This window comes from Collinsella aerofaciens (assembly GCF_032584215.1).
Lineage (GTDB): Bacteria > Actinomycetota > Coriobacteriia > Coriobacteriales > Coriobacteriaceae > Collinsella.
This window is the reverse complement of the sequence record NZ_JAWHPN010000015.1, coordinates 16,650-38,626: the sequence shown is the minus strand read 5'-3', so window position 1 is coordinate 38,626 and position 21,977 is coordinate 16,650. Positions and strand designations below refer to the sequence as shown.

The 21,977-nt window shown below is 60.9% G+C and carries 24 protein-coding genes; 1 reads left to right on the top strand and 23 read right to left on the bottom strand.

The genetic code is table 11. The features are described 5' to 3' along the window. Positions 1-3: 3 nt before the first annotated feature. The 6 genes from RX395_RS05810 to rpsP are packed head-to-tail and all read right to left on the bottom strand — an operon-like array spanning position 4 to position 3,465. Positions 4-915 carry a glycine--tRNA ligase subunit alpha gene (locus RX395_RS05810; protein WP_006236091.1) on the bottom strand — a complete coding sequence of 304 codons (912 nt, stop codon included), beginning with the start codon at positions 913-915 and terminating at the stop codon, positions 4-6. 59 nt (positions 916-974) lie between these two features. Continuing rightward, a complete protein-coding gene (gene lepB, locus RX395_RS05805; RefSeq protein WP_055285127.1) occupies positions 975-1,538 on the bottom strand; it encodes a signal peptidase I in 564 nt (187 codons plus the stop codon). Positions 1,539-1,540: 2 nt separating this feature from the next. Continuing rightward, positions 1,541-2,299, bottom strand: coding sequence for a tRNA (guanosine(37)-N1)-methyltransferase TrmD (gene trmD / locus RX395_RS05800; protein ID WP_055285126.1), 759 nt, complete (start codon positions 2,297-2,299; stop codon positions 1,541-1,543). Positions 2,300-2,309: 10 nt separating this feature from the next. Continuing rightward, positions 2,310-2,831: a ribosome maturation factor RimM gene (gene rimM, locus RX395_RS05795; RefSeq protein ID WP_316366158.1), complete on the bottom strand. Its 522-nt coding sequence runs from the start codon at positions 2,829-2,831 to the stop codon at positions 2,310-2,312. 4 nt (positions 2,832-2,835) lie between these two features. Then, the gene (locus RX395_RS05790) at positions 2,836-3,081 is read right to left on the bottom strand and encodes a KH domain-containing protein (RefSeq protein ID WP_171021534.1); all 246 of its coding nucleotides are present in this window, start codon (positions 3,079-3,081) and stop codon (positions 2,836-2,838) included. 42 nt (positions 3,082-3,123) lie between these two features. Beyond that, positions 3,124-3,465: a 30S ribosomal protein S16 gene (rpsP, locus tag RX395_RS05785; protein ID WP_022094749.1), complete on the bottom strand. Its 342-nt coding sequence runs from the start codon at positions 3,463-3,465 to the stop codon at positions 3,124-3,126. Positions 3,466-3,666: 201 nt separating this feature from the next. Between rpsP and dinB the strand changes: the two genes are divergently transcribed. Beyond that, on the top strand, positions 3,667-4,920 hold the full coding sequence (gene dinB, locus RX395_RS05780) for a DNA polymerase IV (RefSeq protein ID WP_316366156.1): 1,254 nt from the start codon (positions 3,667-3,669) through the stop codon (positions 4,918-4,920). Between the two features lie 95 nt (positions 4,921-5,015). Here the strand turns inward: dinB and rsfS are convergent, their stop codons facing one another. From rsfS to RX395_RS05695, 17 genes are all read right to left on the bottom strand, one after another. Beyond that, complete coding sequence (gene rsfS, locus RX395_RS05775) at positions 5,016-5,471, bottom strand: ribosome silencing factor (protein ID WP_035138582.1); 456 nt, start codon at positions 5,469-5,471, stop codon at positions 5,016-5,018. A 27-nt stretch (positions 5,472-5,498) separates the two neighbouring features. Beyond that, on the bottom strand, positions 5,499-6,032 hold the full coding sequence (yqeK, locus tag RX395_RS05770; protein ID WP_193221482.1) for a bis(5'-nucleosyl)-tetraphosphatase (symmetrical) YqeK: 534 nt from the start codon (positions 6,030-6,032) through the stop codon (positions 5,499-5,501). A gap of 87 nt (positions 6,033-6,119) precedes the next feature. Further along, positions 6,120-6,797 (bottom strand): nicotinate-nucleotide adenylyltransferase, encoded by a 678-nt coding sequence (nadD, locus tag RX395_RS05765; RefSeq protein WP_089573445.1) that lies wholly within the window; start codon positions 6,795-6,797, stop codon positions 6,120-6,122. 3 nt (positions 6,798-6,800) lie between these two features. After that, positions 6,801-8,267, bottom strand: coding sequence for a GTPase ObgE (gene obgE / locus RX395_RS05760; RefSeq protein WP_172544921.1), 1,467 nt, complete (start codon positions 8,265-8,267; stop codon positions 6,801-6,803). Positions 8,268-8,353: 86 nt separating this feature from the next. Next, positions 8,354-8,611 carry a 50S ribosomal protein L27 gene (gene rpmA, locus RX395_RS05755; protein WP_006236075.1) on the bottom strand — a complete coding sequence of 86 codons (258 nt, stop codon included), beginning with the start codon at positions 8,609-8,611 and terminating at the stop codon, positions 8,354-8,356. Positions 8,612-8,644: 33 nt separating this feature from the next. After that, entirely contained in the window at positions 8,645-9,019 is a 375-nt protein-coding gene (gene rplU, locus RX395_RS05750; protein WP_035138585.1) for a 50S ribosomal protein L21, read from the bottom strand. A gap of 67 nt (positions 9,020-9,086) precedes the next feature. After that, positions 9,087-9,899 (bottom strand): TIGR03936 family radical SAM-associated protein, encoded by an 813-nt coding sequence (locus RX395_RS05745; protein ID WP_316366152.1) that lies wholly within the window; start codon positions 9,897-9,899, stop codon positions 9,087-9,089. After that, positions 9,896-11,773, bottom strand: coding sequence for a TIGR03960 family B12-binding radical SAM protein (locus tag RX395_RS05740; protein WP_316366150.1), 1,878 nt, complete (start codon positions 11,771-11,773; stop codon positions 9,896-9,898). Before RX395_RS05740 ends, RX395_RS05745 begins: the two co-directional genes overlap by 4 nt. A 10-nt stretch (positions 11,774-11,783) precedes the next feature. Further along, positions 11,784-12,713, bottom strand: coding sequence for a YcjF family protein (locus tag RX395_RS05735; protein WP_316366149.1), 930 nt, complete (start codon positions 12,711-12,713; stop codon positions 11,784-11,786). Between the two features lie 18 nt (positions 12,714-12,731). Further along, positions 12,732-13,958 (bottom strand): FtsW/RodA/SpoVE family cell cycle protein, encoded by a 1,227-nt coding sequence (locus RX395_RS05730; RefSeq protein WP_117790420.1) that lies wholly within the window; start codon positions 13,956-13,958, stop codon positions 12,732-12,734. A gap of 9 nt (positions 13,959-13,967) precedes the next feature. Then, positions 13,968-16,037, bottom strand: a complete 2,070-nt coding sequence (gene mrdA / locus RX395_RS05725; protein WP_316366146.1) for a penicillin-binding protein 2 — start codon at positions 16,035-16,037, stop codon at positions 13,968-13,970. Positions 16,038-16,050: 13 nt separating this feature from the next. Then, positions 16,051-16,617, bottom strand: a complete 567-nt coding sequence (locus RX395_RS05720) for a rod shape-determining protein MreD (protein WP_316366144.1) — start codon at positions 16,615-16,617, stop codon at positions 16,051-16,053. Positions 16,618-16,628: 11 nt separating this feature from the next. Next, entirely contained in the window at positions 16,629-17,570 is a 942-nt protein-coding gene (mreC, locus tag RX395_RS05715) for a rod shape-determining protein MreC (protein WP_082421788.1), read from the bottom strand. Positions 17,571-17,648: 78 nt separating this feature from the next. After that, complete coding sequence (mreB, locus tag RX395_RS05710; protein ID WP_006236061.1) at positions 17,649-18,680, bottom strand: rod shape-determining protein; 1,032 nt, start codon at positions 18,678-18,680, stop codon at positions 17,649-17,651. 127 nt (positions 18,681-18,807) lie between these two features. Next, positions 18,808-20,112 (bottom strand): tetratricopeptide repeat protein, encoded by a 1,305-nt coding sequence (locus RX395_RS05705; RefSeq protein WP_316366142.1) that lies wholly within the window; start codon positions 20,110-20,112, stop codon positions 18,808-18,810. A gap of 11 nt (positions 20,113-20,123) precedes the next feature. Further along, positions 20,124-20,666, bottom strand: a complete 543-nt coding sequence (locus RX395_RS05700) for a peptidylprolyl isomerase (RefSeq protein WP_006236059.1) — start codon at positions 20,664-20,666, stop codon at positions 20,124-20,126. A 107-nt stretch (positions 20,667-20,773) separates the two neighbouring features. Continuing rightward, the gene (locus tag RX395_RS05695; RefSeq protein ID WP_316366140.1) at positions 20,774-21,916 is read right to left on the bottom strand and encodes a zinc ribbon domain-containing protein; all 1,143 of its coding nucleotides are present in this window, start codon (positions 21,914-21,916) and stop codon (positions 20,774-20,776) included. Between the last annotated feature and the right edge of the window lie 61 nt (positions 21,917-21,977).

Sequence of the window (21,977 nt, the reverse complement as noted above, 5' to 3'; positions counted from 1 at the left end):
GGCTTACGCCACCTCGCCTTCCTGGTCGGCATTCTCGTTGACTCCGGCGACCTCGGCCATGTAGGCCTCGCAGCACGCCTTGGCGACGGCGCGGACGCGCAGGATGTAGTTAGCACGCTCGACCGCGGACAGCGCGCCACGGGCATCGAGCAGGTTGAAAGCGTGGCTGCACTTCATGACACAGTCGTACGCCGGCAGCGGCAGCTTTCGCTCCAGGCAGGAATGGCACTCGGCCTCGTAGTCGTCAAACTTCTGACGCATCATCTCGACGTTGGCGACCTCAAAGTTATAAGCGCTGAACTCGCGCTCGTTCTCGAGGAACACGTCACCGTAGGTCATGGGCGTGCCGTCGGGCAGGTAGCTCCACACCAGGTCGTAGACCGAGTTGACGCCCTGGGCGTACATGGCGATACGCTCCAGGCCGTAGGTAATCTCAACGGGCACGGGGTCGACCTCGATGCCTCCCACCTGCTGGAAGTACGTAAACTGCGTGACCTCCATGCCATTGAGCCAGACCTCCCAGCCAAGGCCCCAGGCGCCGAGCGTCGGGCTCTCCCAGTCGTCCTCGACAAAGCGGACGTCATGGTCGTTGGGGTCCAGACCGATAGCGGCAAGAGACCCCAGGTAGAGCTCCTGGGCGTTAACCGGAGAAGGCTTGATGAGCACCTGGAACTGATAGTAGTGCTGCATGCGGTTGGGGTTCTCGCCGTAGCGGCCGTCGGCGGGACGGCGGCAGGGCTGCGCATAGCAGGTGCGCCACTCGGCGGGACCGAGCGAGCGCAGCGTGGTCGCGGTATGGAAGGTACCGGCACCGACCTCGGAGTCATAGGGCTGCATAATGACGCAGCCCTGCTCGCCCCAGTACTGCTGGAGGCGCAGGATGATGTCTTGGAAGGAAAGCGATGAAGCGTTCATGCCTCTAATATCCCCTCGTCGAAACGATTACACGGTTAGGTACTGTACTATAGCGGTTTTTAGTCGATAGCGCCGATGCGGTTGAGCGGCCAGTAGCGCACAAGCGCCACAGCGATCAAATCAGAGCGATCGACGGGACCAAAGTAGCGTGAGTCGGCAGAGTTTTCGCGGTTGTCGCCCATCACCCACACGCACCCGTCGGGAACGGTGTAGGGATAGCTTACCTGAGCGCCGGGCGCTTGGACCGAAAGTGGCCAGCTCATGCCCGTCGTATAGTCCTCGTCGAGCGCCTGGCCGTCAACGACCACCTTGCCGTCCTGCAGGTCAACCGTCTGGCCGGCCGTGGCAATAACGCGCTTGACAAGAACATCATGCTCGGAGGTGCCATCGGGGTTGTGAAACACCACGATATCGCCCTGCTTGACGGGCTGACCGAGCTCGAGGCTCACCTTTTGCGCCAGGATCTGGTCGCCAATCTCGATCGTGTCCTCCATAGAACCGGTGGGCACCACAAAGGGCTCGACCACAAAGGTACGGATCAGGAACGTGGCCACGAGCGCGATCGCGATGACCGCGATCCACTCAAAAGCGCCCCTCAACGCGGAATGTTGCGTAGGAACCATACTCACTCCTCGCTCTGCGAATACGAAGCGTCAAGAATCTCCTGCGCGTAAGCGCGCTCCTCGGGCGTGAGCCGCGCTGTCTCGATCAGATCGGGACGCCAGCGGCAGGTGCGCTCGATGGCGTTCTTGCGACGCCAGGCATCGACCTTGGCGTGATCGCCGCTCACAAGCACCGGCGGCACGCCCTCGCCGTTGAACTCGGCGGGGCGGGTGTACTGCGCGTACTCGAGCAGTCCTCCGTCCTCGGCGGTCGAGAACGACTCGTCGACGTTGCTCATCTCGTCGCCCAGGGCGCCGGGAATCAGGCGTACGACGGCATCGGCAACGACCATAGCGGGAAGCTCGCCGCCCGTGAGCACGTAGTCGCCGATCGACAGACGCTCATCGGCATACGCATACGCGCGCTCGTCGACGCCCTCGTAGCGACTGCACACAAACAGCAGGCGCTCACTTTTGAGCAGGCGCTCGGCCACATGCTGCGTAAAGGGCTCGCCACAGGGGGTGAAGAACACAACCGTGGGCTTGGGACCCTCTGCGCTAATGGCCTCGATGGCCTCTGCGATAGGCTCGACCTTCATGAGCATGCCCTGCCCGCCGCCGTACGGCTCGTCATCGACGGTACGATGGCGGTCGTGCGTCCAGTCGCGCAGGTTATACGCCTTAAAATCAAAAAGGCCGGCCTTGCGGGCGCGGCCCAAGATCGATGTGGACATGACGGGCTCAAACATCTCGGGAAAGACCGAAAGGGTCTCGATCAGCATGTTGTCCTCCCTACTTGTCCATATCGATCAGGCCGTCCATAACGTGGACGGAAATTGTTCCTATGTCGGGAAGATCGAGCACGACCTGCTCGATCACGGGGATCAGTACCTCGCCGTACCGATCACCCTCAACAACCCAAACATCGTTGGCGGGCGTCGACATGATCTCGACGATCGTGCCGAGCGAACCGAAGCGCTCGTCGACCACCTCGCGACCCATCAGGTCGGTATAGGCAGCATCGAGCGAATCGAGCTCAAAGTCGTCACGATTTGCCAGCACGTAGCATCCCGTGATGCCCTCGGCGGCCGTCAAGTCGTTAATGCCCTCAAACGAGACCAGATCGCCATCGCCCGTATCGGTGACGGACACGACCGTGCAAAAGCGGTCGCGCTTGAGCGCCGGCGGCGTCAGGGCGACGCGCATACCCGGCTGTAATACAGAAGGAAGCCCCCGCAGCGGCTGCGCGAGGACCTCCCCCTTCCTTCCGTGCGGCTTGACCACACGGGCGATGTTTTTGTACTGGGACCTCAAGGTCCTAGCCCAGAACCTCTACCTCGACAGCAGTGTCGAGGCGAGCGGCCAGTGCACGGGCGAGCGTGCGAATGGCCTTGATGGTACGGCCACGACGGCCGATGACCTTAGCGACGTCATCCTCGGCGACCGAAACCTCAATCGTAGAGGCGTCGTCACCATCGATGACCTCAAGGCTCACGGAATCCGGGTCGTCGACGATCTGAACAACGAGATATTCGACGAGATCGGCGATGCGATCTGAGAGCATTGCCTCACCCTCGAGCTGTGCAGCGTCAACCTCAGGCACGATTTACTCCTCGGCGCCCTCAGCGGCCTCAGCGGCAGCCTTAGCGGCCTCGGCCTCTTTGGCGAGCTGCTTCTTGGACTTCTTGACGACGGTCTCGGTCTTCTCGCCCTCGTTGGCGGCCTTGACCAGAGCGGCGACGGCGTCGGTGAGCTGAGCGCCCTTGGACTGCCAGTCGGCGATCTTCTCGAGGTCGAGGTTGATGGTCTTGGGGGCGGTCATCGGGTTGTAGCGGCCAACCTCCTCGATGATACGACCGTCACGCGGGGCGCGGGAATCGGCGACGACGACACGGTAGTACGGACGCTTCTTAGCGCCGTGACGAGCAAGGCGAATCTTGACTGCCAAAGGAAACTCCTCCAACCAAGCAGCTTTAGGCTGCAACTACAAACAAACAGTTGAACATAATACGCCATCGACGCGGGCAGGTGAAGTCCGTGAGACCAACTTCTTCGGTGTAGTCGAGGGCAAATCCATATCTTAGACAAGAATTCGGGATTTGCAAGCACATACACGCACCCCACATGAGCTGCGCGGTATACTCATGACATGGAAAGACGCGAACATACATACGGTTATGAGGATGCCATGGGCGTCACGCCGCCTCCCTGGACGGGTCCGGCGGTGGGTCTGATGGACCTCGATGCGTTTTTTGCGAGCGTGGAGATGCTCGATCATCCCGAATGGCGAGGAAAGCCGCTCATCGTGGGCGGAGACGCCGATTCGCGTGGCGTCGTGTCCACGTGTTCGTATGAGGCGCGTCGCTTTGGCGTGCACTCTGCCATGGCTTCGGCCGAGGCGCGGCGCTTGTGCCCGCAAGCCATTTGGACACACGGGCACTTTGATCGCTACCGCGAGGTGAGCGCGCAGGTCATGGCGATTCTCGCCGACGAGACCCCGCGCGTTGAGCGCGTATCCATCGACGAAGCCTTTATCGATATCACACCGGGTCGCTTTGCGCCCGAAGACCCGCTGCTGGTTGCGCGGCGTATAAGCGACCGCGTGGCAGCGCTGGGAGTGACGTGCTCCATTGGCGTGGGCTGCAACAAGACGGCCGCAAAGATCGCAAGCGAGCGGGATAAGCCGTTTGGGCTGACCATCGTGCGCCCCGGAACCGAGCAGCGCTTTTTGGCCGCGCTGCCGGTATCTGCCATGAGCGGCATCGGGCGCTCGGCCGAGGAGCGACTGCGCCGCATGCGCATATACACCCTCGGCGAGCTATCACGTGCACCGGAATCCACCTTGGCCTCTATTTTTGGCGTCAACGGCGAACGCATGCGCCAGCGTGCGCTGGGACTCGAAATCTCCGAAGTCACGAGCCTCGATGAAGAGCGCGAGGTCAAGTCGGTCAGCAATGAACGCACCTTTGCTAAAGATTTAACTGAGCGTGGGGATATTGAGGCGGCGATTGCGCTGTTGGGAGAGTCAGTGGGACGCCGCCTGCGCCGTCAGGGGCTGACGGGTGCCACGGTGACGCTCAAGCTTAAGTATTCGTATGGCAGCGGGCGTACGGCACAGCGCCGGCTGCCTCATCCGACCGACGATGAGAACATCTTCGTGGCGGTTGCACTCGAACTGCTCGACAACATCTGGCAGGATGGCATGCATGTTCGCTTGGCGGGCATCGGCATGAGCGACTTCGACCACCAAGGCGGCATCCAGACTGACCTGTTCTGCGAGATCGATGACCGCGGAGCCCAATCCAGCGACCGCCGCGACCTCTCCGTCGCCATCGACGCCGTCCGAGACAAATTCGGCGACACCGCCCTTTCCTTCGGCCGCCAATCCCGCTTCAACGATTAACCGCCTTTGGGCAAAAGAAAGCCGGGCAGGTGCGGAAAACCGCACCTGCCCGGCGATATGCGTGAGGGTAGCTAAACCCCGTCTCAAATGAGCTACTAGAGGAGGTTGAGGGGGAGCTGGGGAGCGTCACCCCAGAGCTTTTCGAGACGGTAGAAGTCGCGCGCCTCGGGAGTGAAGACGTGGACGACAACCGAACCATAGTCCATGAGCATCCAGGTCTTCTGCTCGCGACCCTCGATGGAGAACGGGTGCTCGCCGCAAGCCTCGGCGACCTTCTCCTCGATCTCGTCGACGATAGAATCGACCTGGCGGTTGTTGGTACCGGTGGCAAGCACAAAGTAGTCGCATACGTCGGAAAGCTCGGTCAGGTCGAGCACCTGAACGTCCTCGCCCTTCTTGTCGTAGGCGGCCTGCGCGGCGGCGCGGGCGACATCCTCGGCGGCGACACCGCTCGCGGACAGCGAGGCGGCAGTGCGGTCGGACGTGGCGACGAAGCTCTTGTGCTCCACACCTTCAAGAATCTGCTCGTCGGTCATGGTCTCGTCGGCCATGGAATACCTCTTTCTAGACAGCCCGAGCTAGCGCAGCTGGGCGTAATGGTTGTAAATCGTAATAGCTGTGGGATAAAGATAGCGCCCGGACTGGATCACATAGACCAAACCCTGCGCAAAACAGGAGAAGAACAACTCATCGAGCGTCGACTCCCCCACCATCTTGCGCAGCGCATGCGCATAGTCGCCGTGGCGGTTGGGCTCGATGGCATCGGCCACAAAGACCACCATATCGAGCGGCGTCATGTCGCAGGCACCCACGGTGTGACGGTCGACAGCCTGGAAAACGGCCGGCGACAACTCGGGGAAAAGCTGCGGAAGCTCATAGGCGGCAACAGGGCCATGCAAAAGCGGCGTCGCGGCGGAAGGAGAGCCGGCAATCTTAATGCCGTAATGCAGAGCGCGCGTGACCAGCTCGTCGTCGGAGAGCACTTTGTCCCAGTCATGGATCAGGCCGGCGGCAGCGGCATCAAAGCGGTCAACGCCGTAGACCTCGGCCAGATGAAGTGCGGTCTCGGCAACACCCAGCGAATGCACATAGCGCTTGCGCTTATCCTTCATGCGAACATCGAGCAGCTCTTGAATGCGCTTGAGCAGCGCGCGCTCATCGCCCTCAAACTGATCCTCTACCGACAACGTAGACCCCCATCACTCAAAATCTTCTTGGCCCAAATCGGCATATAGCCTGCGTTTGCGAATGTAGCCGAGCACGGACTCGCTCGTAAGATAGCGCACGCTCATACCGCGAGCAACTCGCTTACGAATGTTCGTCGAGCTGATCGCCAGCGCCGGAATCTGAATATAGCGCACGTCAAACGGCAGCCCCGACTCTTTGATTCGGGCACGCGCCGTATCGATATCAAAGCCCGGTCGCGTCGCCGCAATAAAGGTAGCAAGCTCAGCGATTCGTTCGGCATCATGCCAGGTAACAATATCGATAATCGCGTCGGCGCCCGTAATAAAGTAGAGCTTTACCTGCGGCGGGTAAAAGTCGCGAAGGGCATGAAGCGTATCGGCCGTATAGGTTACACCCGGACGGTCAATCTCGAACCGACTCGCCAAAAAGGCCGGGTTCGCAGCGGTGGCGAGGACCGTCATGGCATAACGGTCCTCGGCAGGCGTCACCGGCTTGTCAAGCTTAAAGGCAGGCGTGCCCGCCGGCATAAAGAGCACGGCATCCAAGTCGAGGGACTCACGCGCCTGCTCAGCGGTCACCAGGTGCCCGTAATGGATGGGATCAAAGGTGCCACCCATAATGCCGAGCCTAAACTCCTGCCCGTCCTCTAGAGGAAGCTCGGGCAGACCGATTCCACCGCGCAGCGACATGGCTTACTCGCCCTCCGAGGTCTCGGCATCGTCCTCGGCATCCGCCGCATCGACAACCTCGACGCCCTCATCCGCAGCATCGGCCACGTCAATGGCCTCGACGGCAACGTCCTCGCCAGCATCCTCGAGCTCTTCGTACTCCGAGAAGTCCTCGGCGCCCTCAAAGTCAAAGGCGCGCTGGCAAATGCGGACCTCGTCGCCCGCACGGCAACCGGCCTTCTCGAGCGCGTCGTCAACACCCATACGCGCAAACTTATGCTGCAGGTAAATGACGGCTTCCTCGTTTTCCCAGTCGGTCTGGATGACCATGCGCTCGATGGCACGACCGACCACGCGGAAGGCACCGGGCTCTTCCTGGACAATGCGGAAACGCTTCTCGCGCTGCAGGCGGCGACGCTCCCACTCCTCGTCGCGCAGATCGACCGGCTCATCAGAGACCGCCAGCTCGGCGCGAAGCTTAGCCACCTGCTCGCCCACGGCAAGCATCAGCGTGTTGAGACCGGCGCCCGTAACAGCAGACACGGCAAAGAACATATGGCCATCGTCGAGCGCCGCACGCTTAAGGTCGGCAATCTTGTCGGCCGTGCCCGGCGCATCGCACTTGTTGGCAACGACGATCTGCGGACGCTCCGAAAGCTCGGCGCCATACTGCTCGAGCTCGCGGTTGATGATGCGATAGTCCTCAACCGGATCGCGATCCTCAAAACCGCCCGTCATGTCGACGACATGCATGATCAGGGCCGTACGCTCAATGTGGCGCAGGAACTGGTGACCCAAGCCCTTGCCCTCGCTCGCGCCCTCGATGAGACCGGGGACGTCGGCAACGACGTAAGAATATTCGCCGGCACGCACCATGCCGAGGTTCGGCACGAGCGTGGTAAACGGGTAGTCGGCAATCTTAGGACGGGCGGCACTCATGCGCGCGATGAGCGATGACTTACCCACCGAGGGGAAGCCCACGAGCGCGGCATCGGCCATAAGCTTCATCTCGAGCTCAATCCAGTGCTCCTCGGCCGGCTCGCCCAGCTGGGCGAACGCGGGCGCGCGGCGCACCGACGTCACAAAGTGCGTATTGCCGAGACCACCGGCGCCACCAGGGGCCACGACAACGCGCTCGCCATCGTGCACCAGATCGGCAATCTCGAACATCGGGGTCTGCGTCTCGGGGTCGAGCTCGCGCACCACGGTGCCCATAGGGACCTTGAGAATCAGGTCCTCGCCGCTCTTGCCGTTACGACGGGCGCCCTGCCCGTGCGTGCCGCGCTCGGCGCGGAAGTGATGCTTAAAGCGGTAATCGATCAGCGAAGACAGCTGAGCATCGGCCTGGATGACGACATTGCCGCCACGACCGCCGTCGCCGCCATCGGGGCCGCCCTTGGGGACAAATGCCTCGCGCCTAAACGACATACATCCGGCTCCGCCGTCGCCGCCGCACACGTTAATGCGGCTGATATCGGTGAACTGTGACAACAGAATCGCCTCCTACAAAAAAAGAGGGAGACCCTTGAATCCTAAAACTCAAGTGCCTCCCACATATGTGCTCTATGAAGAGTGAATTACGCGTTCGCGAGCGGGCGTACGCTGACCCTGTGCTTGATACCCTTGTGGAACTCAACGGTACCGTCGACCAGCGCGAACAGCGTGTCGTCCTTACCACGGCCAACGTTCTCACCCGGGTGGATGTGCGTGCCGTGCTGACGGACGAGAATCGTGCCCGTGGTTACCGTCTGGCCGGCATAGCGCTTCGTGCCAAGGCGCTGACCGCGGGAGTCACGGCCATTACGGGAGGAACCAAGTCCTTTTTTGTGTGCCATTGTGTATACCTACTCTTTCGTTACGAGTGTAATCTACTCGGCGACGGGAGCCTCGGCAACAGCCTCAGCCTCTGCCTTGACAGCCTTCTTGGCGCGGGAGGTAGCCTGAACCTTCACGATCTTCAGCTTGGTGAGCTGCTGACGGTGACCCTTCAGACGACGATAGCGCTTGCGCTTGTGGAACTTGAAGACCAGCTGCTTCTCGCCCTTGAACTGCTCAACGATCTGAGCGGTAACCTTGGCCTTGGCCAGCTTGTCGGGATCGGTGACGATCTTCTTACCATCGTTGAGGAAGATGACCGGCAGGGTGACCTTGTCGCCCTCATTGCCCTCGATCTTCTCGACGGTGATGACATCGTCGGTGGCGACCTTGTACTGCTTGCCGCCCGTGTTAACGATTGCGTACATGTTTACTTGCCCTTCATGCATCAGTTAGTGCAACAGCCGAATATAGTAGCAGGCGAAAATACCCCCGTCAACGAGTATGTGGAGCAAATCCACAAGTTCGCACAGGTATGGGGCTGACGAGTCGGCCCTCGTCGTCCTCGCATGCTTGATTCTGACGCTCGACATCGTAGGAGCAGATGGTCACGAGGTCTTGCATACCGGTGGAAACAATAGGTGCATCGACGCCCGGGGTCAAGCCCTGCAACAAAACATCAGCAGCAGAAAGCAAAATCTCCGGACGCATGGAGCCCTCGTTGTCGGCATGGGTGTCGAGCATGAGCACCAGATGGTCCTCACACTCCCCCGCCGCGAGCTCATAGCCAACGAGCGTGTGATCCAAATCCAAGCGCTTGCTCTTTTTTCCGCGCGCGTAGTCGATGCCATGGTCCGCGCGCAGTGTGTCGATCGCACGACGCACCTCGTCGGCGCTTACGGGCGCCTCGGGATCCAAGTGCAGGTCGATGCGATACGACAGGCGCGTGAGCTGCGCCGTCAACGCCGGCGTGCGCACGTCGATGTACGCCGCCTCGATGGGCGCCAGATCGGCCGGAGATGCCGCAGACAGGCGCTCAAACGCCTCGTCGAGCGCCACGAACTCGGTCATAAACAGGTCATACCACTCGCAGGTCGACGACGTACCAACCGGTAGCGCCGAAGAGAAGCCCACGCGCATGTGCGGAGAGAAGCCCTGCGTGACGGCATAGGGAAGTCCCGCACGGCGCACGATGCGCTCAATGGTATGGATCACTTCGAGATGGCCCAGGTACTTAAGGCGATCGCGCTTGCCATAGCGAACACGAAGCCTAAAGAGCGAGGGGTTGTCGGTCAGGCGCTCACTCATGCGCGATCACCCATCAATACATTCTTGGCGTGGAGCGTGGGGCAGATTCCGCAGCCGGTGCACGACGTGCGGGTGCAGTCGGGAGTCGTGACGCCCTCGAGCGAGCGACGGTACTCGCGTTCGAGGAAGCCGCGCGTGCAGCCGGGGCTCACATGCTCCCACGGCAGGCGCCAGTCCAACTCGTAGGGCAGGTGCACGAGCTCATTGAGGTCAATGCCGTTTTTGGCAGCAGCCTCCTTCCAGTTCTCGAGCGAGAAATGCTCTACCCAGGCGTCAAAGCGAGAGCCCGAGCGCCAAGCGTCGATGATGACGGGCGTCATGTCACGACCGGCGCGGGACAGCGCGGCCTCGATGAGCGAGGTCTCGGCATCGTGGTAATGCACGCGGACGGCACGGTTGCGAACGCTCGTGATAAGCAACTTCTGGCGACGCTTGACGTCGTCGTAGTCGAGCTGCGGGCACCACTGGAACGGCGTGGCAGCCTTGGGGATAAAGACCGAAACCGAGATCGACACCGAGATCGAGCCGCGACGAGCCTTGGGCACCACGGAACGACCGAGCTCCAGCACGTGATCGGCCAGATTGGCGATGGCCACGATGTCCTCGTCGCGCTCGCCGGGAAGGCCCATCATAAAGTAGAGCTTCATGCGGTTCCAGCCGGCCTCGAAGGCCGCCTTGGCCGCACGGTCCAGGTCCTCCTCGGTCACGTTCTTGTTAATGATGTCGCGCATGCGCTGGCTGCCGGCCTCGGGCGCGAACGTCAGGCCGCCCTTCTTTTCGCCGGCGACCGACTCGGCCATATCCACGCCAAACGAATCCAGGCGCTGCGACGGAATAGACACGCGAATACCCGTATCCTCCAGGCGACGGTTGAGCCTGCCGAGCACGTCGCGAATGCAGGAGTGGTCGGTCGTGGAGAGCGAGGTCAGCGACACCTCGTCATAGCCGGTCTTTTCCAGACCCTGAATCACCGACGAGACGATCTGGTCGGCCGAGCGCTCACGCACCGGGCGATACGTCATGCCGGCCTGGCAAAAACGACAGCCGCGGGCGCAGCCGCGCAGGATCTCGATAGACAGGCGGTCGTGGACCAGCTGCGCATAGGGCACGCACGACTGCGGCAGCGGATTCGTGGCGCCGAAATCCTCGACGACGCGCTTGTAGACCACGGTAGGCGCATCCTTGCCCTCACGCGGCACGGTGTAGCCATGCGGCGAGCAGGGCTCGTCGTGACAAACCTCATAGAGCGACGGCACGTAGTTGCCGGCAATGGATGCAAGCTGCTCGACAATCTGCGCGCGCGGGACTCCTTCGTCACGCAGACGGCGATGCAACTGGCAGGTCTCGAGCAGCGATTCCTCGCCCTCGCCGATGAGGATAACATCGAAGAAGGCCGCGTACGGCTCGGGGTTGTACACCGAGGGACCGCCGGCGATGATAATGGGGTCGTCTTCACCTCGGTCGGTCGCCAACAGCGGAATGCCAGCGAGGTCGAGAGCCTCGAGGAAGTTCGTCACCGCCATCTCGTGCGGCACATGCAGACCGACGATATCAAACGAAGCGACCGGCGCTGCACCCTCGAGCGAGAGCAGCGGAATGCCTGCCTCGCGCATGGCATCACCCATATCGGGCCACGGCACATAGCCACGTTCGCAGGAGATGCCCTCGGCCTGGTTAAGGATGTTGTAGAGGATGGCGATGCCCTGGTTGGGCAGACCAACCTCGTACACATCCGGGTAGATCAGGCAGCAACGGTAGTCGGCATCGGCCTTGGAAAGCGTGCCCCACTCGTGATCGATATAGCGACTCGGCTTCTCGACCTTGGCGAGCAACGGCTCAATTAAATGAAAACAGTCTTGGTATGCAACGCGCAACGGAAAACCCCTAAGCAGCGAGATCTGATGCGTCCTGATAGGACGCCATAGGACGGGTAGCGCCCGCGACCGTGGTCACCAGATCGCGAACGCGGGAGAACGTGGCAGTGACCACCTCGTTGGCACGGCTGTAGTCGACATCGCGCTCGTAGAGCGAAACGAGCGCACGGCCCATGCCATAGGTGCCCGCGGCAGCAGTGAGCGCCTTGACGGCAAACCCAATATGCGGCGTCTGCTTGACGAGCGCGCGGGTGACCGCGCGGATCACAAGACCGCCGGCAAGCACGCCCGCGACCTCGTAGCCGCGCTCGGGCTTAATGCCGCGTCCAAAGACGGCAGCGAGCTCAAAGAGCATGCCCACCTGCGCCAGCGTCATAACGGGATAATCGGCGCCCGGCAAAAACACCAGCGCACCGGTCGCCATATTGGTGAGCGCGCACGAGGTGATGATACGATTGGCCGCCGCGATGCGCATGAAGGCAAAGTTCGCCGCAAAAGCCGTTTCCTTGTCGGTGCGATCGAGAATCCAGCGGGCAAGCGTCTCGAGCAGATACGTCTTATCGGTTGCCGCTACCACGCCGAGCATGGGTGTAGACTCCTCGATAAACGGCACCTCCACAGCAGACTCGGCAAGCACGCACACGGGCGCGCCGGCGATCACGAGCTCCTGCACGGCACTCTCCAAGCGGTCGGAACCACACGAGAGCACCAGCACCACATCGGTATCGGTCTTTGGAGCAATTCGCTCCTCCCCCAGACGCTCGACGCGCACAATGCCCGAGGTCGTCTGCGGCACAAAGGCGTCACGCACCGTCTCGGCCAGAAAGCGCGAGGCGGACGAATCCAGATAGACCGAGATGCGCACCGGCGTATCGGAATCCTTCTTAACGGACGCGCCCATCTTAAAAGCGCGGGTCAGCTTATCTACGGGAATTTTCATAGCAAACCCCTCCAGCGGTTACGCGGCGCCCGAACGATGCCGCCATATGGATTGTACGATACCCACCGTCAGCAGCTGAATCATCATCGAAGACGAACCGAAGCTAATAAACGGTAGCGGAATACCGGTAATCGGCATCATGCCGATGCACATGCCGATGTTTTCGAAGGTCTGGAACGCCCACATGCCGACGATACCTACGCATGATAAGCGTAGGAACAGAGACTCGCACTTAAAGGCAACGCGGATCGTCGAGAAGATGAGCAGTACGTACAAGCACAGCAGCAAAAAGGAGCCGCAGAAGCCAAAGGTCTCGGACAAAAAGGCGAAGACGAAGTCGGTATGGAACTCGGGTAGGAAGCCGCCGGCCGACTGCGTCGCATGCCCCAGGCCCTTACCAAAGAAACCGCCCGAGCCGACCGCGATCAACGACTGCTGCAGATTGTACGCATCGTCCGAATCGGCATTATCGGGGTCGATAAAGACCGTCAGACGGTTCATCTGATACTGCTTGATGAGCACATCATGGCCGAGCAACGAATCAAAGACCGAATCGAGCGCCAGGACGAGGGCCACCAGGCCCACGAGCAGGGCCAGGGTCGACAGCACCCATTCACGGCGTGCACCGCTCATACAAATGACGATGGCGCCCGAAACCAGCACGACCAGGCCCGAGCCCAGGTCGCCCATGGCAACGACGGCCAAAAACGGAATGGACAGCATGCCGCAGAGCTTGACGTAGTCGCGAACGGTATCGATGCGACCGTTATACTGCGAGCCAAGCGTAGCAATAAAGAAGATGGTGATGAGCTTGGCAAGCTCAACCGGCTGGAATGTCAAGCCGATACCGGGAATCTTGATCCAGCCCGTCATGCCCAGACCGCCCGTATAGGACAGACCCGGAATCTTGGGCGAGAGGATCACGATCAGGTCGATGACGAGCAACGCCGTCGAGAAATTGGAAATACCGCGCAGGTCGGTACGCCAGACGAGCACCGCCAGCACCGCCCCGATGCCAATTCCCAGCAGATGGCGTGAGAACGAGGCATCGGCCTTAAACTGCGAAGCCGACCAGATAATGATGGCACCGTAGGCGACGAGCGCCACAGTAGCCACGAGCACACCGATATGCACCTTTTGGCGAAACGTGCCGCGCGAGGCCGAAAGTTGCTTGTTGACACGGTCCAGGCTGCTGCGAGAGCCGGTCTTGGTTGAACGGAACAGATCCGCCGGAGAAAAATCCATCGCAACCTCCTATCGAACCGAAGAATCGCCCGAGGCCGAAGAGGTATCGGGCTCGTCATAAATCACGCCGAGCACGTCGCGCACGACATGCATCGCGGTATCTGAGCCGCCGCCGCCTTGCTCCAGGACAGTAGCGATGACATATTTGGGATCATCGGCCGGTGCATAGGCGCAGAACCACGCGTATTCGTCCTCGCCACTTTTCTCGCCCGTGCCCGACTTGCCGTATACCTGCGGCGTCAGGGTGCCAAAGTGCGCCGCCAGGGACGTCGATGCCGTGTAAATCACGTCGTGCATGCCGTTGCGAACTAGAGCCAAATCCGAATCGCTGTTGATCTTGGCCACCAAGCGCTTCTTCTTGCCCTTGCCGTTGTACTTATAGGCATCGCCGTCGCCATCGCGCGACACGGCAGACAAAAACACGTGAGGTACGTACTGTTTGCCGCCGTTGGCAAGACCCATATAGGCACACGCCATCTGCAGGGGCGTCACCAGGATGTCGCCCTGACCGATGGCAATGTTGGTCATATCGCCGGCATTCCACTTGCGGTCCTCGGCAGATGCGTCGGTGAAGTACGACTCTTTCCACTCGGCATCGGGAATACGGCCCGCGCCCTCACTCGGCAGATCGATACCGCAGGTCTTGCCTAGACCCCAGCGACGAAAGACCTCCTGCAGACCCTCGGGATGTTGCTCGTCATAGAAGAACGCCTTGCCCATGTCGTAGAAGACGGGGTCGCACGAGTTGGCGATACCCGACTGCAGCGTCATGGTGCCGTGGCCGGAATGCAGCCAGCAGTACTTGCCCCATGACTTGCCCAGACCCGTCCAATAGCCCGTGCAGTTGGTTGTCTGCGTTGAAGTGTAAGTTCCAAACTCAAGACCGGCCAGCGCCGAGAGCGGCTTGATGGTCGAGGCCGACATGTACTGTCCGCTGATGGCGCGGTTGAGCAGCGGGTGCGAACCCTTGTCATCATTGAGCTCGGTCCACACGTCATTTGAGACGCCACCGATAAAGACGGACGGATCGAACTTGGGCTGGCTCGCCATGCCCAGGATCTCGCCATTGTTGGGATCGAGACACACTACGGCGCCGTTGCCGGCATTGCTGTAGCCAGTGGTCTTGGCAAGCTCGATAGCGCTCGCCAGCGCCGTCTCGCAGGCCTGCTGGATCTTAAGGTCGAGCGTGAGCTTAATGTCGGAGCCGGCCTTCGCGGGCACGGCGCCGGCCTGACCGGTCACATTGCCCGAGGCATCGACCTTGACGGTCTGCTCGCCACGAATACCCTGCAGCAGGTTTTCGTAGTAGCTCTCAACGCCCGCCTGGCCCACGATATCGCCCGACTGGTACGTAATCTTGCCAGCAGAAGCATCATCATCGCCAGAGGTTTTCTTATTCTGGGCCTCGAGCTGCTCGGAGGTAATGGTGCCGGTATAGCCCAAGATATGACATGCCGTCTCGCCATATGGATACTGGCGCTCGGTACGCTCGGCAATCTTGACGCCCGGGAACTCGCCGGCATGCTCCTGAATATAGGCAACCGTAGAGCGACGGACGTCCGTCGCGATGGTATGCAGGCTCTGGGCGCCCTCTGTATTGTCCTGAATATTGCGAAGGACCGCCACGTAAGGCATTCCAAGCACGTTGGCAAGATGGCGAACCAGAACCTCATCCTCGGCAAGGTCGCGGTAGGCCACGACAGCCAGTGAGGGACGGTTCTGGACAAGCGCCACGCCATTGCGGTCGAGGATGCGACCGCGCACAGCGGGTGTTGTAACGGTGCGAGTCTGATTACTATTGGCCTGCTTCTCGTAATAGTCCGACGAGACCATCTGCATGCCCCACAGCTTGACGGCAAGCGCCGCAAACATCGCGCCCACACCCGTGGTGAGGATGGAAAAACGGCCCTTAAAGGCGGTCGCCGCGGTATTGCCCTCGCCCTCGGTGGCGCGCGGGGCCGTTCCATGCTGCGTATCGTAGGTAAAACGGGAATCGCCGCGACGCATGATGACCAGCGCGACCACGATGGCCACAACCAGCACGATACCGGCGATAATAACCGTCAACTGGGAAGACATCTACGGGCCTCCCCTATTTGAGCTTGCGGGTCTTGGGCTTAAAGCGCATACCCGCCTGGCGTCCGCCACGTGCGGAGAATCCATAGCCGGACTGCGGCACGACGCCGGACATCAAAAACGGAATGGCAACCAGACCCGTCAGGATCGAGGACGGCAGCGCATGGCCGAAGATCGCCACGACAAAGCTCGTCTCCAAACCCATAAACAGCAAGATGATGCTGTAGATCACATTAATGACGAGCGCAAAGGCGCCCACGGTGATGCCGCGCGCACTCGGGGTACCGCCCGTCTGACCGACGGCGCTGTGCACCAGGACAAAAGAACCCACGGTCAGCAGGAGCGACATAACGCCCACCGGCACGGCAGCGGACAGGTCATAGAACAAGCCGCTGCAAAAACCGCACACGACGGCACGGGTCGGGTCGCCCGAGAACACGCTTAGGCACACCAGGATAATCATGAAGTTGACGCGACCGCCCGCAATGGAGATCTGCGGTGCCAGGCCTGCCTGCAGCAGCACGCACACAATGGCGGCGATCACAAACGTGCGGGAGCTCATCCCCTGCTCGTGTAGATCCATGGACATGCCCCCTATTCGCTCGAGCCGGAATCGGTCGTCTCGGACGTGTCAGAACTGTCATCCGAGCTCTCGTCCTTCGTCTTGGTCGCAGCATCGCGCGACGTTCCCTGCGGTGTGCTGTTGGCCGTGCTCACGTCCTCATCCGAGGCCGACTGTTCGTCGGTCAGCGAGGTGATGACCAGCACTTCCTCGTTGTTCTCGGCCGTCGTCTGGGCGCGCACCACAATGGTGTAGTACACGTCGTTTGCCGATTTCTCAACCGACGAGACGGTGCCAAGCGGAAGGCCCTTGGGGAACACGCCACCGATGCCCGAGGTCACGATGATATCGCCAACCTTAACGTCGGAGTCAACGCTCACGTACTCAAGACGCAGCGTGCCGTCAGCCTGACCCTGCAGCATGCCCTGGGCGCGCGTGTCCTGCACCATGGCGGACACGCCCGAGTTCTCGTCGCCAATCAAGCGCACGGTCGACGTTTTGGCCGATACCTCGATAATCTGGCCGATAACACCGGCAGAACTCGTCACGGGCATGTTGATGGTAAGGCCGTCGGCAGAGCCCTTGTCGATGGTAACGGTCGAGGTCCAGGCATCGCCAGAGGCACCAACGATACGAGCAGCGGTCGATTTGAGGTTGTAGGTCGACTGCAGGCCGACCAGCCCCTCCAGACGCTCGGCGGTCTTTTGAGCCTCGGAGAGCTCAGCAACCTTAGAGGTCAGTTCCTCGTTTTGCTTCTTGAGCTCGTCGAGCGTGTCCTGCGACGCCGTAAGGTTAGAGAACACGTTGCCGATCGCATTGAAGGGAGCCGCCACAGCCGAGCCCACAAAGCGCACCGGCGAGGTTATCGTCGTCACGCCCGAACGCACGGCATGAATCGGTCCTGCCTCGCCCTCGCGAATGTAAAACGTGAGCAGCAACACCGAAATCAGGCTGAAAACAATCAACGGGCGCATACCCGTTGATTGTCGCTTGGTATTCAGATTTGTGGAGAAACCCGAAGATCGTGCCAAATGGAATCCACCTTTTGGAAATTAAGCATTGGTCTGGACGAAGCCGCCATCAAACGCATTGGCCTCGAGCACGCGGGCACAGCCGTTAACGACGTTATCGAGCGCCGTGGGGCTGACGTTGACCGAAACACCGGTCTCATCGCGCAGGCGCACGTCGAGACCGCGCAGCAGCGCGCCGCCACCGGTCAGCAAAATGCCGTAGTACATAAGGTCAGAGGCAAGATCGGGCGGCGTGGCATCGAGGGCGTCCTTAACGGCCTTGGCCATCTCGTCGAGCGGCTTGTTGAGCGCGCGACGGATCTCCTCGCTCTCGATGCGCACGGTCTTGGGCAGGCCCGTGATCACGTCACGGCCGTTGACCTCGACGTCGAGCTCGTCCTTGAGCGGCACGGCGGAACCGACCTTGATCTTGATGTCCTCTGCCGTACGCTCGCCGATGGCCAGGTTGTAGGCATCGCGAACGTGCGTGAGGATGGCCTGATCGAACTCGTCACCGGCAATACGGATGGACTGCGAGACGACGATGCCGCCCATAGCGATAACGGCGACCTCGGTAGTACCGCCACCGATGTCGATGACCATGGAGCCGGTGGGCTCCTCGACGGGCAGGTCGGCGCCGATAGCGGCGGCCATGGGCTCTTCGATCAGATAGGCCTGGCGGGCGCCGGCCTGGATCGTGGCCTCAAAGACGGCACGCTTCTCGACCGACGTGACACCGGAGGGAACGCAGACGACAACGCGCGGACGCGGGGTCCACGGATAGCGCTTCTCGGACGCCTTGTCGATAAAGTAGCGAAGCATGGCTTCGGTAACATCGAAGTCGGCGATGACGCCGTCCTTCAGGGGACGAACGGCCACGATGTTGCCGGGCGTACGGCCGAGCATGCGCTTTGCCTCGATACCGACCGCCAGGATGCGCTCGTCGTTCTTGTCGATGGCGACGACGGAGGGCTCGCGAATGACGATGCCCTTGCCGCGCACGGAGACAAGCGTATTTGCGGTACCGAGGTCGATGGCAAGATCGCCCGCATAGCTACCGAAGAACATATCCATCAAAGAAAACAACGCAACTCCTGATGTGTTGGATGATTGCTGGAAAACTACTAGCTCATCATACTAGCGCAAGCCCGGCACCTCACTTGCGGTGAAGCGCCGGGCAAAGCTAAATCCCATAAGGTCACTACTGGTTGTCAGCAGCCGAGAAATCCATATCGAGCGAGGAAACGGCCCAGCCGATATGGTTGTCGGAGCGCACGAATTTGACGGTGTACTCCTGCTCGCCGCCCTTGGACAGCGATGCCTTCACCTTAGCGGTCGTCTCGGTCATGGACTGATCCATGCCCTCGACGGACACGGTGGCACCCTGCGGAATCGAAGAGATGATCATCGACTTGACGTCCTCGGACAGGCTCGAGGCCAGGCAAGACTCGGCCTTTGCGGTGTCACCGTCGCCGGCAGCCTGGAACAGATCGGTAACGACAGACTCCTGAGACGGGAAGCCAAAGCCGCGCGTGTAGGCAAAGCCCAGACCGCCCGCGGCGATCAAAATGAGCAGAAGCAGCACGATGAAGACTTTGAGACCCGTGTGGCGATGGCGACGACGGACCTTGGCCTGCTTACGGTCCTGACGGTCCTGCTGGACCATCTCGGACTCGGACAGCGTAAAGAAGCCGGTGTCCGAGGGATCGGGCATAAACTGACCGGTCGCGCCCGTAGGATCGAGCGGGTCAACGGCAGGAGCGTCCATCGCAGGCGCCGGAGCCGTGGCCATAGCCGTCTGGGCAGACAGCGCGGCAAGCGAATCGTGCACGCGGGCAAGCTCATCGGCCTGCTCGGAGGTGAGCTGGTAGATGCCATCGGCAGTAGCGGCGTTAAAGGCGTCGAGTGCGTCGGAAGGACGGCCGGCGGCAGAAAGCGCCTGACCCATGCCGGCGTTGAGCGCACGCGTGTCGTCGCGGGGGCCGGCAAAGTCGATAGCCGTGCGGTAGGTCTCCACGGCATCCGCCGGACGGCCGAGCTTAATGAAGCAACGACCGAGCTCGCCGAGTGCGGCGGCAGGAGCCGGATTGGCGCCGTCGATGGCGGCCTGACGGAAGGCGGTTCCCGCGTTGGCATAGTCGCCCGACTGGAACAGCGCATTGCCCAGGCCCAGATAGGCCTTGAACGGCGTAACATAGGAAGCATCCTGCGTAGCGGCAGAGAACGCCTGAGCGGCCGTCGTGTAGTCGCCCACGGCGGCGAGCGCCTTTCCGCGGTTGGTGAGCAGCGCGCCGCGCTTGCCGTAGGTGCCGTCGTTGAGGGCGGCGGCATAGGCCTCGGCGGCCTCGGCATACATGCCCAGGTGCATCAAGGCGTTGCCACGAAGGTGATCGGCCTCGCCCATAATCTCATCGGGAGTCTTTGCCGCCCCAAGCATCTGGGCTGCAGCGGAAAAATCACCCGCGCGGTAAGCGGCGCGGCCCTGTTGGATCAGCTGGCTATTCAAGGAAGTCCCCTTTACTCGTGAACGATCTCGACATGGACGATCTCGTCGCCGGCACGCAGCTGCGAAATCACATCGAGACCCTCGACCGTGGTACCAAAGACGGTGTAACCGGAATCGAGGTTATGCTGGGCGCCCAGGCAGAAGTAGAACTGCGAACCCGCGGAATCGGGGTCCATGGAGCGTGCCATGGCAAGGGCACCATCGACATGGCTGTTGCGCGGATTGGTGGCAAACTCGCCCTTGATGCAGTAGCCGGGGCCACCGGTACCGGGCATGCCGTCGGGGCCCTCAAGGCCGGCAGCAACGTCGGCGCCGGACATGTCGCGGGTATTGGGGTCGCCGCCCTGGATGACAAAACCGGGCACATAGCGATGGAACTTAAGGCCATCATAGAAACCCATCGTGGAAAGCTCGCAGAAGTTCGCGACATGAATGGGAGCGCCCTCGCCGTCAAACTTGACCTTGATGGTACCCTTCGACGTCTCGATAACGGCGCACTCGTCGCCGGCAAGCTGATACTCGGGCGTGTAGAGCTCTTTCTTAAAACCAAACATGTGGTTCCTTCCTCGTGCGTTTAAAGCATATTTGTACGAATTGTAGCAATAAGCATGCGCTTACATCAATTGCGCACGTAGGTTATGCCGACTATGGCGAACTAATTTTAGGAACGCTGCTGCGGCTTCCAGGAACCCACATTGGCGTCGTACTGGTTCAGCGCGCTGTTGCCGCCCTGTGCGATGGGCGCCAGGATCTCGCTCTGGTGGGAACTCATCGACTCGCCATCGGGAATGGCCAGCGAGATATCCCAGCTCTGGCAGATCACGTCGACGCGCTCGTACATCCACTCGGCAAGTTGCTTTAAGTGGGCGATGTCGTCCGCATAGACCGTATCGTCCTGATACTTAAGGTTGTTAAGCTCATCTTGCGTCTTTTTGATCTGGTCGCGCAGGGCGTAGGCACTCTGCGACAGCTCCTGACGGGTGGACAGTGGCGTTCGAAGATAACCATTGTTAAAAGAATCGATGACCTCGCCGATCTGGTCCTCGTCACCGTAGGACACGATGGTCTGATACAGACCGTCGAGCCTGGTATAGAGCTGATCATCGGTGAGCACGGTTTCTTCCTGGACCACCTCGGCAGAATCGTCTTGCTTGGTATCGTCCTCAGTCGCCTCGCCCTTTTGACGCGTAGGGAAGGTCGTCTGCGCAGCCTGGCCAAACTGGTCATAGAAGCCGGGCATAACACCCATGGGATCGGCCGTCACGAACCAATAGGCACCACCGCAAACGACCGCAAGGACCACGATGACGATGAGCGGCTTGGGGATATGACGCTTGTGCTTGTGATAGGCGTCCTCGTCGGGATGCACCTTGCGCTTGGGTTTTTGAGCATCGTCATGCAGAGAAACCGGCGTGGGAATATCGACCTTGGGAATACCGAAATCCTTATCGAAAGCCGGCAGCACGCAAGTCTCGTTAGGATCAGCGGCATCCGAAAGCACCGCAGCGGCAGAGGCGGGCGCATGCGGCACCTCGGTATCGATCTGCTCTTGCGTTAGGCGCGGAAAGCCCGCCGTGCGGCCCGCTGCCAGGTCGGATGCGGCCGCGTCCTCGGAGAGGATACCCGGAGCGGGGCGTCCGCATTTGGGACACGTACGATCGTGCGGAGAAAGACGGGCACCGCAGCCCTCACAGAACACGAACTCGGTGTGCTCGGGACCATCGCCCGGACCCACATAGGCGTTGCAGTAGGGGCAGAACGAGGCGCCGTCCTCGATAGTCTTAAGGCAATGCGGGCAAATCACGGCATCCTCTTTTCGAAGCAATTCAAACAATCGAGGTTAGAGCATAACATCGCCACGGCCC

Coding starts and splice junctions, on each gene's coding strand:
- trmD (WP_055285126.1), bottom strand. CDS start 2,299: ATGCTGATCGAGACCCTTTCGGTCTTTCCCGAGATGTTTGAGCCCGTC.
- rplU (WP_035138585.1), bottom strand. CDS start 9,019: ATGTACGCAATCGTTAACACGGGCGGCAAGCAGTACAAGGTCGCCACC.
- RX395_RS05720 (WP_316366144.1), bottom strand. CDS start 16,617: ATGGATCTACACGAGCAGGGGATGAGCTCCCGCACGTTTGTGATCGCC.
- rsfS (WP_035138582.1), bottom strand. CDS start 5,471: ATGGCCGACGAGACCATGACCGACGAGCAGATTCTTGAAGGTGTGGAG.
- RX395_RS05790 (WP_171021534.1), bottom strand. CDS start 3,081: ATGCTCTCAGATCGCATCGCCGATCTCGTCGAATATCTCGTTGTTCAG.
- RX395_RS05745 (WP_316366152.1), bottom strand. CDS start 9,899: ATGAGTGAGCGCCTGACCGACAACCCCTCGCTCTTTAGGCTTCGTGTT.
- lepB (WP_055285127.1), bottom strand. CDS start 1,538: ATGGTTCCTACGCAACATTCCGCGTTGAGGGGCGCTTTTGAGTGGATC.
- rpmA (WP_006236075.1), bottom strand. CDS start 8,611: ATGGCACACAAAAAAGGACTTGGTTCCTCCCGTAATGGCCGTGACTCC.
- mrdA (WP_316366146.1), bottom strand. CDS start 16,037: ATGTCTTCCCAGTTGACGGTTATTATCGCCGGTATCGTGCTGGTTGTG.
- nadD (WP_089573445.1), bottom strand. CDS start 6,797: ATGTCGCTGCGCGGTGGAATCGGTCTGCCCGAGCTTCCTCTAGAGGAC.
- mreB (WP_006236061.1), bottom strand. CDS start 18,680: ATGGATATGTTCTTCGGTAGCTATGCGGGCGATCTTGCCATCGACCTC.
- yqeK (WP_193221482.1), bottom strand. CDS start 6,032: ATGAAGGATAAGCGCAAGCGCTATGTGCATTCGCTGGGTGTTGCCGAG.
- mreC (WP_082421788.1), bottom strand. CDS start 17,570: ATGCGCCCGTTGATTGTTTTCAGCCTGATTTCGGTGTTGCTGCTCACG.
- RX395_RS05735 (WP_316366149.1), bottom strand. CDS start 12,713: ATGAAAATTCCCGTAGATAAGCTGACCCGCGCTTTTAAGATGGGCGCG.
- RX395_RS05730 (WP_117790420.1), bottom strand. CDS start 13,958: ATGGATTTTTCTCCGGCGGATCTGTTCCGTTCAACCAAGACCGGCTCT.
- dinB (WP_316366156.1), top strand. CDS start 3,667: ATGGAAAGACGCGAACATACATACGGTTATGAGGATGCCATGGGCGTC.
- RX395_RS05810 (WP_006236091.1), bottom strand. CDS start 915: ATGAACGCTTCATCGCTTTCCTTCCAAGACATCATCCTGCGCCTCCAG.
- RX395_RS05700 (WP_006236059.1), bottom strand. CDS start 20,666: ATGTTTGGTTTTAAGAAAGAGCTCTACACGCCCGAGTATCAGCTTGCC.